Origin of the sequence: Bacillus sp. FSL M7-0791, assembly GCF_038627085.1 — a bacterium.
Classification (GTDB): Bacteria; Bacillota; Bacilli; order Bacillales; family Bacillaceae; genus Bacillus; species Bacillus safensis.
The window spans coordinates 3,479,600-3,496,673 of the sequence record NZ_CP152022.1 but is presented as its reverse complement, the minus strand read 5'-3'; the positions used below and the strand labels follow the sequence as shown (position 1 = coordinate 3,496,673).

At 41.0% G+C, this 17,074-nt stretch carries 16 protein-coding genes, 2 pseudogenes and 1 riboswitch; of the genes and pseudogenes, 17 read left to right on the top strand and 1 reads right to left on the bottom strand.

All coding sequences use genetic code 11. The features are described from left to right. Nucleotides 1–74 precede the first annotated feature (74 nt). The 8 genes and pseudogenes from MHI08_RS17975 (at nucleotide 75) to MHI08_RS17940 (ending at nucleotide 7,598) form a co-directional block, all read left to right on the top strand. Nucleotides 75–1,256, top strand: coding sequence for a NupC/NupG family nucleoside CNT transporter (locus MHI08_RS17975; protein WP_041108453.1), 1,182 nt, complete (start codon nucleotides 75–77; stop codon nucleotides 1,254–1,256). Nucleotides 1,257–1,281: 25 nt separating this feature from the next. Continuing rightward, entirely contained in the window at nucleotides 1,282–2,583 is a 1,302-nt protein-coding gene (locus MHI08_RS17970; protein ID WP_041087525.1) for a pyrimidine-nucleoside phosphorylase, read from the top strand. Between the two features lie 150 nt (nucleotides 2,584–2,733). Next, nucleotides 2,734–3,218 (top strand): annotated as a pseudogene (locus tag MHI08_RS17965) (MarR family transcriptional regulator). 13 nt (nucleotides 3,219–3,231) lie between these two features. Continuing rightward, nucleotides 3,232–3,870: a nitroreductase family protein gene (locus tag MHI08_RS17960; protein ID WP_024427550.1), complete on the top strand. Its 639-nt coding sequence runs from the start codon at nucleotides 3,232–3,234 to the stop codon at nucleotides 3,868–3,870. 25 nt (nucleotides 3,871–3,895) lie between these two features. Then, nucleotides 3,896–4,189 (top strand): putative quinol monooxygenase, encoded by a 294-nt coding sequence (locus MHI08_RS17955; RefSeq protein ID WP_024423933.1) that lies wholly within the window; start codon nucleotides 3,896–3,898, stop codon nucleotides 4,187–4,189. A 189-nt stretch (nucleotides 4,190–4,378) separates the two neighbouring features. After that, on the top strand, nucleotides 4,379–6,760 hold the full coding sequence (locus tag MHI08_RS17950) for an immune inhibitor A domain-containing protein (protein WP_056765355.1): 2,382 nt from the start codon (nucleotides 4,379–4,381) through the stop codon (nucleotides 6,758–6,760). 206 nt (nucleotides 6,761–6,966) lie between these two features. Next, nucleotides 6,967–7,221 (top strand): ORF6C domain-containing protein, encoded by a 255-nt coding sequence (locus tag MHI08_RS17945; RefSeq protein ID WP_024423931.1) that lies wholly within the window; start codon nucleotides 6,967–6,969, stop codon nucleotides 7,219–7,221. Nucleotides 7,222–7,226: 5 nt separating this feature from the next. Continuing rightward, nucleotides 7,227–7,598 (top strand): DUF1304 domain-containing protein, encoded by a 372-nt coding sequence (locus MHI08_RS17940; protein ID WP_024423930.1) that lies wholly within the window; start codon nucleotides 7,227–7,229, stop codon nucleotides 7,596–7,598. A gap of 34 nt (nucleotides 7,599–7,632) precedes the next feature. On the opposite strand, the gene MHI08_RS17935 is transcribed toward MHI08_RS17940, so the two are convergent. Next, on the bottom strand, nucleotides 7,633–7,797 hold the full coding sequence (locus MHI08_RS17935; protein ID WP_003214630.1) for a hypothetical protein: 165 nt from the start codon (nucleotides 7,795–7,797) through the stop codon (nucleotides 7,633–7,635). A 255-nt stretch (nucleotides 7,798–8,052) separates the two neighbouring features. Here MHI08_RS17935 and MHI08_RS17930 point away from each other — a divergent pair, with 255 nt between their 5' ends. The 9 genes and pseudogenes from MHI08_RS17930 to MHI08_RS17890 all read left to right on the top strand — a co-directional run bounded on the left by MHI08_RS17930 (nucleotide 8,053) and on the right by MHI08_RS17890 (nucleotide 16,846). Further along, complete coding sequence (locus MHI08_RS17930; protein ID WP_342499838.1) at nucleotides 8,053–8,709, top strand: type 1 glutamine amidotransferase domain-containing protein; 657 nt, start codon at nucleotides 8,053–8,055, stop codon at nucleotides 8,707–8,709. A gap of 141 nt (nucleotides 8,710–8,850) precedes the next feature. After that, nucleotides 8,851–9,978 (top strand): hypothetical protein, encoded by a 1,128-nt coding sequence (locus MHI08_RS17925; RefSeq protein WP_103131802.1) that lies wholly within the window; start codon nucleotides 8,851–8,853, stop codon nucleotides 9,976–9,978. 56 nt (nucleotides 9,979–10,034) lie between these two features. Then, nucleotides 10,035–10,138, top strand: a riboswitch (TPP riboswitch). A gap of 87 nt (nucleotides 10,139–10,225) precedes the next feature. Next, complete coding sequence (gene tenA / locus MHI08_RS17920) at nucleotides 10,226–10,912, top strand: thiaminase II (RefSeq protein ID WP_342499837.1); 687 nt, start codon at nucleotides 10,226–10,228, stop codon at nucleotides 10,910–10,912. Beyond that, nucleotides 10,909–11,508: an ECF transporter S component gene (locus tag MHI08_RS17915; RefSeq protein ID WP_342499836.1), complete on the top strand. Its 600-nt coding sequence runs from the start codon at nucleotides 10,909–10,911 to the stop codon at nucleotides 11,506–11,508. The genes tenA and MHI08_RS17915 overlap by 4 nt, the downstream gene beginning before the upstream one ends. Further along, a complete protein-coding gene (locus MHI08_RS17910) occupies nucleotides 11,483–13,081 on the top strand; it encodes an energy-coupling factor transporter ATPase (RefSeq protein ID WP_342499835.1) in 1,599 nt (532 codons plus the stop codon). Before MHI08_RS17915 ends, MHI08_RS17910 begins: the two co-directional genes overlap by 26 nt. Beyond that, entirely contained in the window at nucleotides 13,071–13,805 is a 735-nt protein-coding gene (locus MHI08_RS17905) for an energy-coupling factor transporter transmembrane component T (RefSeq protein ID WP_025093770.1), read from the top strand. Before MHI08_RS17910 ends, MHI08_RS17905 begins: the two co-directional genes overlap by 11 nt. 150 nt (nucleotides 13,806–13,955) lie before the next feature. After that, nucleotides 13,956–14,793 (top strand): annotated as a pseudogene (locus tag MHI08_RS17900) (methyl-accepting chemotaxis protein). Nucleotides 14,794–14,962: 169 nt separating this feature from the next. After that, nucleotides 14,963–15,778, top strand: a complete 816-nt coding sequence (locus MHI08_RS17895; protein WP_342499834.1) for a YwqG family protein — start codon at nucleotides 14,963–14,965, stop codon at nucleotides 15,776–15,778. A gap of 234 nt (nucleotides 15,779–16,012) precedes the next feature. Beyond that, nucleotides 16,013–16,846, top strand: coding sequence for a PRD domain-containing protein (locus MHI08_RS17890; protein ID WP_024423922.1), 834 nt, complete (start codon nucleotides 16,013–16,015; stop codon nucleotides 16,844–16,846). Nucleotides 16,847–17,074: the final 228 nt, after the last annotated feature.

Below are 17,074 nucleotides of genomic sequence, written 5' to 3'. Positions count from 1 at the left end.
CGTTTTGTTTGCGAAATAGGGTTTGTTCTATACAAGCGCATTAATGTAAACGAATTCATTCAAGGAGGAAAAACATGAAATACGTGATTGGTATCATCGGTTTGCTAGTGATTCTCGCCATTGCATGGCTGGCTAGTAATGGGAAAAAACGAGTGAAATTCCGTCCAGTAATTGTCATGATTGTACTGCAATTTATTTTAGGTTATATTCTGCTCAATACAGGTGTTGGAAACTTTCTAGTCGGAGGCTTTGCAAAAGGATTCCAAATGCTTCTAGGCTATGCCGGCGAAGGAATCAACTTTGTATTTGGCGGGTTAATGAATGATAATGCGTCCACTTTCTTCATCAACGTCTTACTGCCGATCGTCTTTATCTCGGCGTTAATCGGTATTCTGCAGCATTGGCGTATTCTTCCGCTTATCGTACGCGGAATTGGATATTTGCTTAGTAAAGTAAACGGTATGGGGAAACTAGAATCTTACAACGCAGTAGCGTCTGCGATTTTAGGTCAATCAGAGGTCTTTATTTCTATTAAGAAACAGCTTGGATTATTACCTCAGCAGCGTCTTTATACATTATGTGCATCTGCAATGTCGACGGTATCGATGTCGATTGTCGGTGCATACATGCAAATGATTAAACCAGAGTACGTGGTTACAGCACTTGTGCTGAACCTATTTGGTGGATTTATTATCGCATCGATCATCAATCCATATGAAGTGTCTAAGGACGAAGACATGCTTGAAGTCGTCGAGGAAGAAAGACAATCCTTCTTCGAAATGCTTGGCGAATACATTATGGATGGTTTCAAAGTAGCGATTGTTGTTGCTGCAATGTTGATTGGATTTGTTGCATTAATTGCGATGATTAACGGTATCTTTACAGCTGCCATCGGTGTTTCTTTCCAAGATGTACTTGGATACGTCTTTGCTCCATTTGCGTTCATTGTTGGTGTTCCTTGGAGCGAAGCGGTACAAGCAGGAAGCATTATGGCGACCAAAATGGTATCTAACGAATTTGTGGCAATGCAAATTCTATCCGGTGATGCTTTCCAATTCACTGCTCGTACAGAAGCGATCATTTCTGTATTCCTTGTATCATTTGCGAACTTCTCTTCTATCGGTATCATTGCTGGAGCAGTCAAAGGCTTAAACGAAAAGCAAGGAAACGTAGTCGCACGCTTTGGATTAAAGCTGTTATTCGGTGCAACTCTTGTCAGCTTCTTAACAGCAGGCGTTGTCGGTTTGATTTACTAATTTAAAAAAAGGAATGGTGAAAACAATGAGAATGGTAGATATCATTGCGAAAAAACGTGACGGAAAAGAATTATCTTCAGAGGAAATTTCTTTCTTTGTCAAAGGTTATACGGACGGAACAATTCCTGACTACCAAGCAAGTGCCTTGGCTATGGCGATTTTCTTCCAAGATATGACGGATCAAGAACGTGCAGACTTAACACTCGCTATGGCGAACTCAGGAGATACAATTGACCTGTCTGCCATTGACGGTATTAAAGTAGACAAGCACTCAACAGGCGGTGTAGGTGATACAACAACGCTTGTACTCGCTCCTCTTGTTGCGGCGCTAGATGTACCTGTTGCGAAAATGTCAGGGCGCGGTCTTGGGCATACAGGCGGTACAGTGGACAAGCTTGAAGCGGTCAAAGGCTTCCACGTAGAAATTACAAAAGACGAATTCATCGAGCTCGTGAACCGTCATAAAGTAGCGGTCATTGGCCAATCAGGCAACCTGACACCAGCTGATAAAAAGCTGTATGCTCTTCGTGATGTAACAGGAACTGTTAACTCAATTCCGCTTATTGCAAGCTCCATTATGAGTAAGAAAATTGCTGCTGGTGCAGATGCGATTGTACTTGATGTGAAAACAGGCGCAGGTGCTTTCATGAAAACACCAGAAGACTCAGAAAAGCTTGCAAAAGCCATGGTACGCATCGGAAACAACGTAGGCAGACAAACAATGGCGGTTATCTCTGATATGTCTCAGCCGCTAGGATTAGCGATTGGAAATTCTCTTGAAGTGAAAGAAGCGATTGACACACTCCGAGGCGAAGGTCCTGAAGACTTAAACGAGCTTGTGCTCACATTAGGAAGTCAAATGGTCGTTCTTGCGAAAAAAGCAGACACACTTGATGAAGCAAGAGAAAAGCTGATTGAAGTGATGAAAAACGGCAAAGCACTTGAGAAATTCAAGGAATTCTTAGAAAACCAAGGTGGAGACAGCTCAATTGTGGATCAGCCTGAAAAACTGCCGCAAGCACCTTACAAAATCGAAGTACCAGCAAAAGAATCAGGTGTCGTAGCTGAAATCGTCGCGGACGAAATCGGTGTTGCAGCGATGATCCTCGGAGCAGGACGCGCAACAAAAGAAGACGATATCGACCTATCTGTCGGCATTATGCTGAACAAAAAAGTGGGCGATCGTGTTGAAAAAGGAGATTCACTTGTGACTCTGCATGCGAATCGTGAAGATGTTGCAAATGTCATGGAGAAAATTTATGACAACATCCGCATTGCTGATCATGCCGATGCACCAACATTGATCCACACAGTCATTACTGAATAAAGAAAAAGGACAAAAGTGATTCGTCGCTTTTGTCTTTTTTTATGGTCATTTTAGGCTCATTTTTTCTATTGAAATAAAAAAATTCACTTTATGAAACAAACCTCTTGCAATCATCAAACAATGGGTGTATATTAATTGACGAGTCAATAATTGATATATCAATTAATTGATTTCTGAATAGAAAAGAGGGGATAGCATTGACTGCATTTTGCTCTGAAGAGGCAGAGGTATTATATCGTTTGCAGTGCGTGAACCGTATGATGGGTGTGAAGTTCGAAGCATGCACGGGCATCAGCCAATCAAGACTTGAGTTGCTATCGCTGTTATTCCAAGCCGATGAAATCAGCCAATCAGATTTGCAGAAAAAAGTAAATATTGATAGTGCAGCTGTGACGCGTCATTTAAAACAGCTGGAAACAAAAGGAATGGTCACACGCAGAAGAAAACCAGAAGATAATCGAGTCACACTTGTCCGCTTAACAGAAGAAGGCAGAACGAGAATCGAAGCTTCTAAAATAGAAAAAGAACGATTTATCTCAGAAATGCTTGAAAACGTAAGTGAAGAAGAACGAAGGCTTCTCACTGATGTGCTCATCCGTATACAACAAAACATCGAAAAGATTCAAACAACCTAAAGGAGTGTTACACATGGCTACAACATTAAAAACAAACGATTTTATGGAAATTATGAAAGGGCGCCGCTCTATTCGTAACTATGATCCATCTGTGAAAATCAGCAAAGAAGAAATGACAGAGATTTTAGAAGAAGCAACAACTGCACCATCATCAGTAAATGCACAACCTTGGCGCTTCATGGTGATTGACAGCCCAGAAGGAAAAGAAAAGCTTGCACCACTTGCAAAATTCAACCAAACTCAAGTGTCAACATCAGCAGCTGTCATTGCAGTTTTTGCAGATATGAAAAGCAATGAATACTTAGAAGAAATTTATTCAAAAGCAGTAGAGCATGGCTACATGCCGCAAGAAGTGAAAGAAAGACAAATTGCTGCATTAACTGCACACTTTGAGGTTCTTCCGGAGCAAGTGAACCGCGAAACCATCTTAATTGACGGTGGGATTGTGTCTATGCAGCTTATGCTTGCTGCACGTGCACACGGTTATGATACAAATCCAATTGGCGGATATGATAAAGAAGTCATCGCTGAAACATTTGGATGGGATAAAGAACGTTATGTACCAGTCATGTTGCTATCAATTGGGAAAGCAGCTGACGAAGGCTATGCATCTTATCGCTTACCGGTAGATCGTATTGCTGAGTGGAAATAATATCTTTTCAAAAGGAGACGATCACATGATTATTATTCATGCAGGGATGACCATTCATCCAGAAAAAGAAAACGTATTTTTAGAAGAAATCAATGAGTTAATGAAAGCTTCACAGGCTGAAGAAGGCAATGTTTCCTACAAGCTGTTCAAGGATACAGAAAAGGAAAATACCTTTTTAATGGTAGAAGTGTGGAAAGATGACGCTGCGGTTCAGAGCCATAATGCAAGTGCTCATTTCCAGGCTTTCGTAGCGAAGGCAAAAGAATTCTTAGCCGCTCCACTTGACGTGGTTGCCTTTCAAGGCCAGCAGCTTTCATAGAAAAACTACAAACACCCTAGGCGGTTATCGCCTAGGGTTCTTTTATTTTCGACATATGGTTCCACCCATTTCATTCACGTATTGTGCATTTTCCACAAAATTTCTGAAAATAAAATGTTTTTCGACTTAACTATATTGGAATATGCTAGAATTAGATATTATTTATTACCAAAATAGGGAGGAACCAATATGAAAAAAGGGAAATGGACGAAAATTGCACTAACCGCTGTCCTAAGTTTAGGCACATTGACAGCTTTCAGCACCCCTCTATCTGCCCACACCACAGAAAAATCAACATCCTCTGATGGCGGTCATTATTCAGGTATTCCATTTGACTCAAGTGTCGTGAATGAAGACCGTCTTGTCAAAGCCTTGAAAAAACAAGGAAAGATCAAAAAGAATGCCAATGAGGCAGAAACCCAAAAAGCATTAAAGAACTATCTAAAGAAAAAAGAAGAATCAGCAATGAAACAAAGTGCCAGCACCTTAACAGAAGAGCCTGAATTCCTGAAAGAGTACAAACAAGAGGTACATAACAAACTTGCCAAAAAGAAAAAATTAAAGAAGCATAAAGGAAAAGAAAGCAATCAAGTAAAACCGGTCAAAAAGGAAAAGTATAAAGGTGATGTCCGCAATGATAAAGTATTGGTTTTATTAGTAGATTTTAAAGATTATAAGCATAATAGTATTAAAAAAGAAGAGACTGATATGTACTATGACAAGTACGATCAACAGCACTATCAAGATATGCTTTTCGGAAAAAATGGCTACATCGGTCCAGATGGGAAACGGAAAGTATCCATGAAGCAATACTATGAAAAGCAGTCTGGCGGCAGTTACACAGTTAGTGGAACAGTTGCAGGATGGTATACAGCGAAGCATGAAGCAGCTTATTACGGCGGGAACGTACCTGACGATTCAGGCAGTGACGGCAGACCGCGCGAATTGGTGAAAGAAGCACTCGAAGCAGCAGCAAAAGATCCGAATATTGATCTAAGCGAGTATGATCAATGGGACCGCTATGATATTGATGGCGACGGTGTTTATAACGAGCCAGACGGCATCATTGACCATCTAATGGTCGTTCACGCCGGCGTAGGTGAAGAAGCAGGCGGCGGACAACTTGGTGCTGATGCGATTTGGTCACACCGCTGGTCACTTGGTGATGTATTTGAAATTCCGGATACTGAATCTGAAGTTGGTCAAGGCGGGAAATTAGGCGCGTTGGATTACACCATCGAGCCTGAAGATGGCGCAGCCGGTGTGTTCACACATGAATTCGGACATGATCTTGGTCTTCCTGACGAGTACGATACACAGTACACAGGCAGAGGAGAGCCCGTTTCTTACTGGTCGATCATGTCAAGCGGAAGCTGGGCAGGTAAAGTTCCTGGTACGGAACCAACAGGCTTTAGCCCATATGCGAAAGAAATGCTTCAAAATCTGCATGGAGGCAACTGGCTTTCTGGACAAACCATCGATGGTAAAACATTAAAGAAAAGCAAAACAGTATTAATTGATGAAGCAGCAACAAAAGGAACGAACCATGATGCCGTTCGAGTCGATTTACCAGATAAAGAGATTGTCGTCACGACACCTGCTCAAGGGAAATATTCGTACTTCAGCGGAACGGGTGACAATTTGAATGCAACCATGACGACAACAAGTATTGATTTGTCAAAAGGAAGCAAAGCAGAGCTGACATTTAAAGCATGGTACGATATTGAAGAAGATTATGATTATGCGTATGTCGAAGTGCGTGAAACAGGGACTGATCAATGGAAGACCATCGCGGGTAACATCACGAATGATCGAAATGAAGCAGGTGCAAACGAAGGCAATGGCATCGACGGAAAATCAGACGGCTGGGTAGATGCAGCCTTTGACCTGTCTGCTTATGCAGGGAAGAAAATCGACCTGCAATTCCGTTACACAACTGATGCAGGCTATTCACTTCCAGGCTTATTCGTAGATGACCTGAACATCACGGCAGATGGAACGAAAGTATGGTCAGATGATGCCGAGGACACGCCTACTTTTACCTTTAATGGATTCTCAAAATCTAATGGAAAACAATATGCAGCACAATACTATTTACTAGAGTGGCGCTCTTATGCTGATGTCGATAAAGGCTTAAAGCATATTAAACGCGGGGCAAGTCTGATGAGCTATAATAACGGGTTGGTCGTTTGGTATGTCGATCAATCATACAGTGATAACTGGGTAGGAAAACATCCGGGGAACGGCTTCCTTGGCGTAGTAGATGCAGATCAGCAAGTATTAAAATGGAGTGACGGTTCCATTGCCGCAACAGGGTTCCAAGTACATGATGCAGCATTCTCTTTGAATCCAAGTACGAAGCTGAATATAGATTATACAGCAACAACGGGCTTAACTTTGCAAGATCGCTACATTCGCCCGGCTCGTACATTTAGTGATAAAAAGAACTATGTGAATCCAAACAACCCAGATGCAGGACGCGATGTACCGACATATGGGTTATCCTTTAAAGTCGTTGGACAAAGTAAGGATCGTTCTGTTGGAAAGGTGTTAATTTCGAAAAGTAACTAAATAGAAAGCCGGATTCTACCATTGAATCCGGCTTTTTGATATGTGAGAAAAGGATTGTGAGGGCACGATTGTTTTTTAAATCGAATGTCTGTTCTTTTTTATTTTGATATCCGAATGAAACCATTATATAATAGACACTGGAAGGTTTTTCTTTCAACCATGATTCTTTTTAGCTGTTAAAACAAAGGAAAGGATGAGCGTTACCAATGAGTTGTGTCACTGCCAAGCAATTAAAGGTGATTCGAGGGACGATGCAGACTTTTTGCAGCCATTTGGAGTATGCTGGTCACGGTAAGCTTCATATCAATACCATCATGGCTTTTATTAAAAAGGAATTCGGCGTGAGAAAAATGAAAGACATTCCACAAAGTCGCTTTACAGAAGCGCTAGAATTGATACAAGACTTTGATTTATACACGGACAAAATAGAGATTCGTGAACGTCTACCAGAAAGGAATTAACTAAATTGAATATTTTAGCAATGATTTTAGTAGGAATTGTCGCATTAGAACACATTGTCATCATGTTATTAGAAATGTTTTTTATGGAATCAAAGATGGCGAAGCGGTCTTTTAAGCTGCCAGAACACTTGCAAAAAGATCCAAATGTCAAAGTGATGTTTGCCAATCAGGGGCTTTATAACGGGTTTTTAGCTGCAGGACTCATTTGGGGGCTCATTCTTGGATCAAATACCGTTGGATATATGATTCAGCTGTTTTTCATTCTTTGTGTGCTCATTGCAGCAGTATTTGGCGGTGTAACATCCAATAAATCAATTATCATCAAACAAGGAGTACCAGCACTGCTTGCACTCATTGCACTGATGCTGGCGATCTAATCTTAAATAAAGCCGCCCCTAGTGAGGGCGGCTTTTATCTTTTTCGAAGACCCATCAAACGAATAATGGATGTTAGACAAAGGGCTACGGCAACGGCCAAAATGATTTTTCCGTACATGACCCCCGTTAGGTTCATCAAAAAGACGGCCAATATAATACAGAGCGTGATGATGATCATCACAATCGAATAGGTTTTCATCTCTTTTTCACTCCTTTAAAAATCCCCTCATGTGACGAGAGAACTGTCAATCTTTCCTCATATTATATCACTCAATGACAATTTTACATGAAATTCCCTACCAATAGAATGTGACATATTGATTAGATTTGGAGTCATACCATATTTTTTAGAAAATCGGGTATAACATAATGAGCTGGCCTAAAGTCATATTGCTTGATATTTAATTGTGCAAAATATAAAATAGCCACAGGATAAATCGAAAGGATGATCAAGATGAGTAAGAAAGTGTTATTAGTATCGACAAGCAGCCCGGAAATGAATGGACATCCAACAGGCTTATGGCTAGAAGAGTTAGCAGAGCCATTTCATATTTTTAAAGAAAATGAACTAGAAGTACAAATTGTCTCTATTCAAGGTGGCACTGTACCAATTGACAAAAATTCAATTCCTGAAGGTGTCCCAGCGCAATATCAAGATGTATATGAATTACTTCAAGACACAAAGGCGCTTACAGAGGTGAATCCCGCAGATTATGACGGAATTTTCTTTGCTGGAGGGCACGGCCCTATGATCGACTTTGCGTCTAATCAACTGGTAGCGGATGCGATCTTAGCAGTTTCAGATAAAAATGGTGCGATCGGAGCCGTTTGTCATGGTGTTTCAGCATTCGTTGATGTGAAGGACCAAAATGGCAAATCATTTATTGAAGGCAAAAAAATCACAGGCTTCACAAACGAAGAAGAGGAAGCCGTGCAGCTGACATCAAAAGTTCCATTTTTATTGGAAACAAAACTTCGTGAGCAGGGGGCAGCGTTTGAAAAAGGAGATGCCTTTGCGCCATTTGCTGTTGTTGACGGACAAATCATCACTGGACAAAACCCGGGATCAAGTGCAGAAACAGCACGCTTGTTTGTCAAAACCATTACATAAAACGATCAAAAACCAGTCGTAACTCATGCGGCTGGTTTTTTTGTTATAAAAATGTCCCAAAAAAGACCAAAACAATAATGAGAATAATGGTAAAATAATAACAGGGTAAAAAACCCAAATGAGGAAAAAGGGGATGTTCCTGTGAGAGCATTTTATGTCAAAATCACCGCAGCTTTACTGTCTGTTTTACTCGTCGCAACAGGTTTGTTTTCACCAGCATTAAAAGCAGAAGAAACACCGAAATCAGAAGGGAAAATATCACCACTGACGGAAAAAGCGATTCAGCAAGTGCAAGAATCGTTTTTGAAGCAGGATGAAGGAACTGCTATTCAACAGAAGCAAGTGAAAAAATCATTTAAAGTGAATAAGAAGAAAGGAATCAGTATCAAACGAAAAGCTGCTAAAGAAGGCAAAATGCGCACGTCTGCCGTTCGCTCCATTGATGGACTAGCTATTAATCAATCGGCTGTCTTAACAGAGGACGACCCAGTTGATTTATGGTTTTTAAGCACATCTTCACCTCAGGCACTCATCAGCCGGATTACCTCTTCAAACCCTGATTATTTTGTTCAATTATTTGTTGTTGATTATGAAACAGGACAAGCCTACCCGACAGATTTAATTCAACCGGCAGGCAGCCTGCTTGGATTGACCAATTTACCAGCAGGTGATTATGCATTCGGTATTACAAGCGGCGGAGAATTTGGAGACTCCTACACGATACAAGTGAATGCAAAAAACCCGCCCAATTTCACGGGGGCTGTATCCCTTTCGTCCACCTTGCAATATTTTGTAGCTGAGTATGCAAACGGTGATGTTTTCGCAAATGGTACAAAAGTGTACAATAAGCAAACAAAGACCGCCGATTATAAATGGGAGCGTGTGTTTTACTTCTCATATGATGGAAAATATGAACAGAGAACTCATTCTGTTGACAGTGTGAAAGTGAAAAGTATTTCGGCACCAGTGTCGTACTCCGCTCCATACGCAAGTTCCTCTGAGGCCATTCTCGTCTACTTAGATGTGGAGACTTTATTTATGTATCATGAATCATCGTTTGCTAGCGGGCAGTACTACCATAGTAGCTTTGTTGATACACTCGGGAAGACAACACCAAGACGCTTAGATATTGATGATATGACAAATTACGGTGATCATATTTTAGCTGTAGATTTAAAAACAGGAAAGCCGATTGATTTCTTCAGTGTGCTGAATTTCTACTATGCTGCAGGGATCGAGAAGCTGCCAACAATCAGAACGTTGAATTAAGAAAGGCGGTTGACATCAAATCGCCACATGTGTAGAGTAAAGATAATTAAATGACAAAAGTCCACTAGGGGAGTCATGTATGACTGAGACAAGAGAAAATCTTGGACCCTTTGAACCTGATCTAGTTCGTACTAGCGGAGGGAAGTGGAGCTGGACCTTGTCTTATTCATGATTGAATCGATAAGAAGGCCGCTCCATTTGGGGTGGCTTTTTCATTTATTCAACTGAAGAAGAGGAGGCTTTTTTTATGACATTTTCTACGCAATTAAGGAAAGAAGCAGAACCGTTATTTGAAGCCATTTATCAGCATTCGTTCGTCAGAGGCCTGGCAGCAGGAAAGCTGGAAAAGGAACAAATCATTCATTACGTCAAACAAGATGCAGAATACTTACAAGCATTCATTAAAATTTATGCAGCAGCGCTCAGCAGATGTACAGACAGGGAGGATATTGCGTTTTTCCATCAGCAGATTGCGTTTGTACTAGATAGTGAGACACACCCTCATCAAAACCTTTGCCGAGTGGCAGGGGTAGCATATGATGAGCTCCAAGGTGCTTCTTTGGCTCCGAGTGCTCACCACTATATTCATCACATGCTGCAAGTTGCGCAAGAAGGTACGCTTGGTGAAATCATCGCTGTCCTGCTTCCATGTCCTTGGACATATTGGGAAATAGGGAAACGAATGCTCACAGATGTGCAGCCAGACCCGTCACATCCGTTTTATGAGTGGATCACGTTTTATGGAGGATTAACTAATTCTGTTACAGGTGAGCTTTGCAAGCGGCTCGATCAGTTTGCGGAAGCAGCAAGTGAGAAGGAAAAGGAAAAAATGAAACAGCACTTTATCTTAAGCTGCCAGCTCGAGTTCAAGTTTTGGGAAATGGCCTTCACTGTTGAAGAGTGGCCAGTTCAACTGGAGGTGCATTCATCATGACATGGAAGATGAAAGAAGTCGTCCTTGCGGTGATTTTATCCGTTGCGTGCGGTGTGATCTATTTAGGATGGTCCACGCTATACTTACCGATTACAGCACTTGTTGGCCCAGCAGGAGGCAACATCATGTTTGGAATATGGGTCATTGCAAGTCCAATCGTTGCATATATCATTCAAAAGCCGGGGGCTGCTCTGATTGCAGAAACAGCCGCCGCTGCTGTGGAATTATTGACAGGCAGCCACTTCGGACTTTCAGCTCTGTTAATTGGTGTATGCCAAGGACTTGGAGCAGAAATCGCCTTCGCCATTTTTGGTTATAAACAATATCGCATGTGGACACTGGTGCTCTCTGGTGCCTTTGCCGCTATCGGAGCGATGGCGTACAGTCTCGTGGCAAATGGCTTTGGTTATTACACACCTCAAGTTTTACTTATGACCCTTGTGACTCAAATTATCAGTGGAATGATACTTGGCGGCTGCCTTGCGAAAGTGGTGGTAGACGCACTATCCAAAACAGGTGTACTGAATCAATATGCCATCATGAAAGAAAAACGAAACAAAGGTGAACAGCATGAATTCATTTCTCGCGTGCAATGAACTCTCTGTCCGATTTTATGAACAGCCTAACCCCGTTTTGCATCAAATCTCCCTTACGATTCAAAAAGGGGAAAAGGTGCTTATTTTAGGACCGAGCGGAAGCGGGAAATCCACGCTCATTTCGGTTCTGGCTGGAATCATTCCAGAGCATGTGGAAGCAGACATGCAGGGTGAAGTGGTGCTGCAAAGACATACAGGCGTCATGTTTCAAGATCCAGACTCTCAGTTTTGTATGCACCGCGTCAATGAAGAAATTGCCTTTAGCTTAGAGAACCGTTCCGTCCCTCGTGAAGAGATGGATGACATCATTCAGCAGCTCATGCAAAAAGTCCAACTGAATGTCGATCCGCATACAGAGATTCACACGTTATCTGGCGGCATGAAGCAGCGATTGGCACTTGCTTGTCTACTCGCATTACAGCCGGATGTTCTATTCTTTGATGAACCGACCGCACAGCTTGACCCGGCAGGTAGAATGGACATATTTCAACTGCTGCAGCAGCTTGCAGCCGATCAGCAGCAGACCATGATTTTTGTAGAGCATGTGCTTGACGGTGTCATCGAATGGATGGACCGGGTGATTTTATTAGATGATCAAGGCAGCATTTTAGCAGATGGAGCTCCAAAAGATGTGCTCACGGCATATGAGGAAGAAATGAAAGAGGCTGGAATTTGGCGGCCCAAATTATTTCCCGAGAAATGGTCCACGATCATTCAAGATCCATTTCATCCTCTGAGTCAAACCTTTATGCAAACCTTTAAAGCGCGAAAAGAGCAGCATGAAAAGGTGCCATCAATCGAACGAAAGACAATGATTCGTACAGAAAATCTTCAATTAAGCTACGGGAAAAAAAGGATTATGAGTGATCTCCAGCTTGATATCAAATCAGGGGATTGGGTGGCGATCATTGGGAAAAATGGAAGTGGAAAAAGCACACTTCTCAAACATTTGGTTCGTTTAGAGCCAACGAAAAAAGGTCACATTTTCTTAAAAGATACACTCCTAAAAAAGTGGTCAGACCGAGAACTATATGAAAAAGCAGGCTTTGTGTTTCAAAATCCGGAGCTTCAATTTATACAAGACACAGTATTCGATGAAATTGCCTTTGGCGGCAGACAGCGAAACTGGCCAGAATCAGTCGTACAAGAAAAAACGGTTCAGTTGCTGAAAGAGTTCGGTTTAGAGAAGCATGCAAAAGCACATCCCTTCGCCTTAAGTTTAGGGCAAAAAAGAAGATTAAGTGTTGCCACGATGCTCCTTTTTGATCAAGATGTATTGCTGTTAGATGAGCCGACTTTCGGGCAGGATGAAAAAACGGCGAAGGAATTGATGAGGCGTTTAAAAGAGCGTCAGCGCCAAGGCACGACCATTGTGATGGTCACACATGATATGGAGCTTGTCGATGAGTGTGCCGATCAAGTGCTTCTGTTTCATCATGGGAAGCATGTGTATGATGGCACCCCTTATGATTTATTTTCAAATCAAGAACTTGTCGATACTTATCAGCTGAGAGCTCCTTTACATTATCGCTATGTGGCAGAAAGAAAGGACGTGCTGACGATTGCAAAGTAATCAATCCTTTCTTTCTACTGTGAATCCAGTCATGAAATTACTCGCTCATCTGCTTGCGATGGGCTGTCTCATGGCGATTTCTGACCCTAAAACTACCTTTATCATTTGGCTGTTTGCTCTCGGCATTGGAGTTGTTTTAGGTGGATGGAATATGAAGTATCTCGTTACAAGGCTTGTCCCTTATCTGCTCTTTTTTATTCTCGTGTTTTGGATGATGGCGGCCTTCGGCAAGGGGGATCATACCGTTTGGAAGTGGGCGTGGTTTCATATCACAGAGGAGAGTTTAAGAAATGGGCTTACCATCGCTTTTAGAATGCTGGGATTTGTGACATTTGGTCTCCTTTTTACGTCCACAACAGATTTGACGGCATTTATGATGAGTCTGATTCATCAATGCCGAATGTCCCCAAAATGGGCGTATGGCATGCTTGCCGGTTTCCGGTTTATTCCGTTATTTCAAAGTGAATTAAAACAAATGAAAGCTGCACACAAAATCAGAGGCTACAAGCAAAAAAACAGCTGGAAAGCCTTTATGCGTTATGCATTACCCCTTTTTACACAAGGTGTACGAAAATCAGAGCGCTTAGCGATTGCGATGGAAGCCAGGGGCTTCACAGGGACGAGAGAGCGAACGTATTATCATATCATCAGCACCTCATGGATTGACTACATGTATCTTTTTCTCATCGGTATCAGTGTCTTCATGTGCATTTACTTTGTTTAAAAAACACCCACATTCTCTTGATAGAATGTGGGCTTTTTATATGTCTTAGGTCATTTGATTGATATTAGTACACATTACAGGCTGTAATAGATCATATAACGAACCGATAAAGAAGGTGTACTGAGAAAAAGAGAGGATGAACGTAAGCGAATGTCACAGAGAATTGATAACATAATAGACGCTTTACCAATCATTGGACTTGCTATGAGAGAGCAGCTAACCTTTTCTGTCTTAGGGAAAGAGAAGGTTCTTTATTATCAGCAGCATGGGAATATTGATTTAGGATTTAAAGCTGGTGATACAGTAGATGCTGGATTCCAAAACTTTGCCATGCTGAAAAATGGGAGAGAACCATCGTTTATCCAAATTCCGAAAGAAGTATACGGGATTCCAATGGATATCGTAGCCGTTCCAATTAAAGATGAATCAGGTCAAGTGGTTGCTGCCTTCTGTGTGGCATATGACCAAACAAATCAACAACGATTAGATCACATCATGACGGAGAGCAACGAAGCTTCCGAAAAACTAGTCGCAATGGTACAACAGGTTGCCGCACATTCAGAGGAACTACAAGCGACAAGTGAACAAATTCTACAAAATACGAAAACCACTGTCGAAAATTCCTCTAAAATCAATCAAGTGTCCAATCTCATCAAAGGTATCTCTGATCAAACGAACTTACTTGGACTCAATGCATCTATAGAAGCTGCAAGAGTAGGGGAAGCAGGAGCAGGCTTTGGAGTGGTCGCAACAGAAGTGAGAAAGCTGTCAACTCATGCGAAACAGGCGACGACTGATATTGAAACAGCCCTAAAATGTGCAGGGATCGATCAAAGGAATGGAAGAAGAAATTGCGCAAATTGTCGCTTCCTCTGAGCATCAAGCAGAGCTAGTAGGCACTTTTACAAAAATTATTGAAGGTCTTCACGAAACAAACGAAACGATGAAAGCATTAGCAAACGACTTAGTAAACTATCAAGTGAAATAAAAGAACGACAAAACCTCCAGCTGAATCGGAGGTTTTTTTATCATTTCAAGGTGAGAAACTTGTTAGGATTTTGACCGATTTATCACTGACAGGCAGGGTACACTTCTGTATGATAGAAAAAGAGAGACTAGTTTTGTCATTAGACCTATTCATAAGGAGGAAGATCATCGTGACACAATCAGCGAAGCTGCAGGAAATACTTGCACCCTACCGTCCATTGTTAGATGAAACGGAAAAACCAATGATTCAATTGCAGATGAAACAAGGAAAAACAGGACCATACGACAGCAAAATAGCTGGTGATCCTTATTTCCCAAAAAACGAAGAATATCCAGTTGACGGCGAAGGACATCCTATGAAACTTTTGGCACAAATTAATTTCGGCCAGCTGCCCAAGCTGAAGGATTATCCAGAAACAGGGATTTTGCAAGTCTTTATTTCTGTGCATGATGATCTTTATGGGATGAATATTGACCATAAAACAGAGCAAAAAGATTTTCGTATCAAATTTATTGAGGAACCTTTCTTGGCAGAAGAAGAGTTAATGACTGATTTTTCTTTTGTGAAAATTCCAGACGATTTTTATTTTCCTGTGACGAAGGAAGGCGCAATTACAGGTGAATTATCAAGCGAAACGATCAGTGTAGGAGATTTCCGCTTTGAAAAAGTCACAGGAAAGAACAGCTGGAACCTATTTGAAGATGCAGATGGTGTTAATGGCGATGAAGCAGATGCCCTGCTGGATGAATTTTATGAAACAGCGAGTGGCTTTGGTCACAAATTGGGCGGGTACCCAGGGTTTACACAAGAAGACCCGCGTACCTATGAAGATCAAGAACATACCGTTCTGTTATTACAAATTGACTCAGATGATGAAGTAGATTTGATGTGGGGAGATTGCGGTATTGCCAACTTCTTTATCAAACCAGAAGACCTTAAACGAAAAAATTTCGAGAATGTCGTCTATAATTGGGATTGCTCCTGATTTTGTAAAAAACACACTTTAAACACTCTTTTAGAGTGTTTTTGTGTATGTTTTTAGACTTTTTTGCCCCTATTTCGTCATTTTTGAGAGGTAATATGTCATTCTTTCTAGTTGACCGGATCAAAAAAAAATGTAAAATCATCTTAAAGTCCTCTTTTTTGAAAATAATAATAACATGACATATCAATCAACGATAAAATGCTCGGAAAAGCGGAATGTACTGGGGGGTATCAATTGATCATTTCTAAAGTAATCAATAATAATGTTGTCAGTGCGTATGATGACGAGCAGCATGAGCTGGTCATTATGGGCAGAGGGATCGCGTTTCAAAAGAAAAGCGGAGACCCGATTGACGAAGAACGAATCGAAAAAGTATTTTCTATTCAAAATAAAGATATATCAGAAAAATTCAAAACCCTGCTTTATGATATTCCAATCGAGTATATGCAAGTGTGTGAGGCGATTATTGAGCATGCGAGAACAACCCTTAACAAAAATTTAAATGACAGCATCTATGTGACGCTGACGGATCATATCACCTTTGCCATTGAACGTCATCAAAAAGGAATGGACATCAAAAATGCCTTGCTCTGGGAAATCAAACGGCTGTATAAAGATGAGTTCAGATGCGGTTTAGAAGCTATTCGGATCATTGAGGACAAGCTGAGCATCCATCTTCCTGAGGATGAAGCAGGCTTTATTGCCATGCATATTGTCAATGCAGAGCTCAATGAAGAAATGCCAAACGTGATTCAAATCACCAAACTCATTCAAGACATTTTAAACATCGTTAAGTATCACTTTCAAATTGATTTGGACGAGGAATCATTAAATTATTTCCGTTTTGTGACGCATTTGAAGTTTTTTGGTCAGCGTCTGTTTAACGAAACACAAATGGAAAATCAAAATGAGTTTCTGTATGAAGTGGTAAAAGAGAAAAACACCGCAGCTTTTCAGTGCGCAGAAAAAATTAACGAGTATGTTCAAAAAGAATACAACCGAAGTCTCATAGAAGATGAAATGCTATATTTAACTTTGCATATAGACAGAGTAATAAAAAGAAAATAAATTCAAAAAGAAAGCGTTGACATCACAAAATTAACATGATAATTTATAACTATAAACTAAATAACCCACAATCTTTTAGGATTGTTACTGGTCAAGCAGGCAAAACCTAAATCATTGTCCCTATCTTTGATAAGGCGTGATTTAGGTTTTTTATATCTAAAGACTTATAAAAATTAAATAACGATCAATCGCTATGAAGGATTGTTACTGGTTAAGCAGGCAAAACCT

Bases quoted from the DNA above. Each gene is read 5' to 3' on its own strand.
- MHI08_RS17975 (WP_041108453.1), top strand. From the start codon at position 75: ATGAAATACGTGATTGGTATCATCGGTTTGCTAGTGATTCTCGCCATT.
- MHI08_RS17970 (WP_041087525.1), top strand. From the start codon at position 1,282: ATGAGAATGGTAGATATCATTGCGAAAAAACGTGACGGAAAAGAATTA.
- MHI08_RS17960 (WP_024427550.1), top strand. From the start codon at position 3,232: ATGGCTACAACATTAAAAACAAACGATTTTATGGAAATTATGAAAGGG.
- MHI08_RS17955 (WP_024423933.1), top strand. From the start codon at position 3,896: ATGATTATTATTCATGCAGGGATGACCATTCATCCAGAAAAAGAAAAC.
- MHI08_RS17950 (WP_056765355.1), top strand. From the start codon at position 4,379: ATGAAAAAAGGGAAATGGACGAAAATTGCACTAACCGCTGTCCTAAGT.
- MHI08_RS17945 (WP_024423931.1), top strand. From the start codon at position 6,967: ATGAGTTGTGTCACTGCCAAGCAATTAAAGGTGATTCGAGGGACGATG.
- MHI08_RS17935 (WP_003214630.1), bottom strand. From the start codon at position 7,797: ATGAAAACCTATTCGATTGTGATGATCATCATCACGCTCTGTATTATA.
- MHI08_RS17930 (WP_342499838.1), top strand. From the start codon at position 8,053: ATGAGTAAGAAAGTGTTATTAGTATCGACAAGCAGCCCGGAAATGAAT.
- tenA (WP_342499837.1), top strand. From the start codon at position 10,226: ATGACATTTTCTACGCAATTAAGGAAAGAAGCAGAACCGTTATTTGAA.
- MHI08_RS17915 (WP_342499836.1), top strand. From the start codon at position 10,909: ATGACATGGAAGATGAAAGAAGTCGTCCTTGCGGTGATTTTATCCGTT.
- MHI08_RS17910 (WP_342499835.1), top strand. From the start codon at position 11,483: ATGAATTCATTTCTCGCGTGCAATGAACTCTCTGTCCGATTTTATGAA.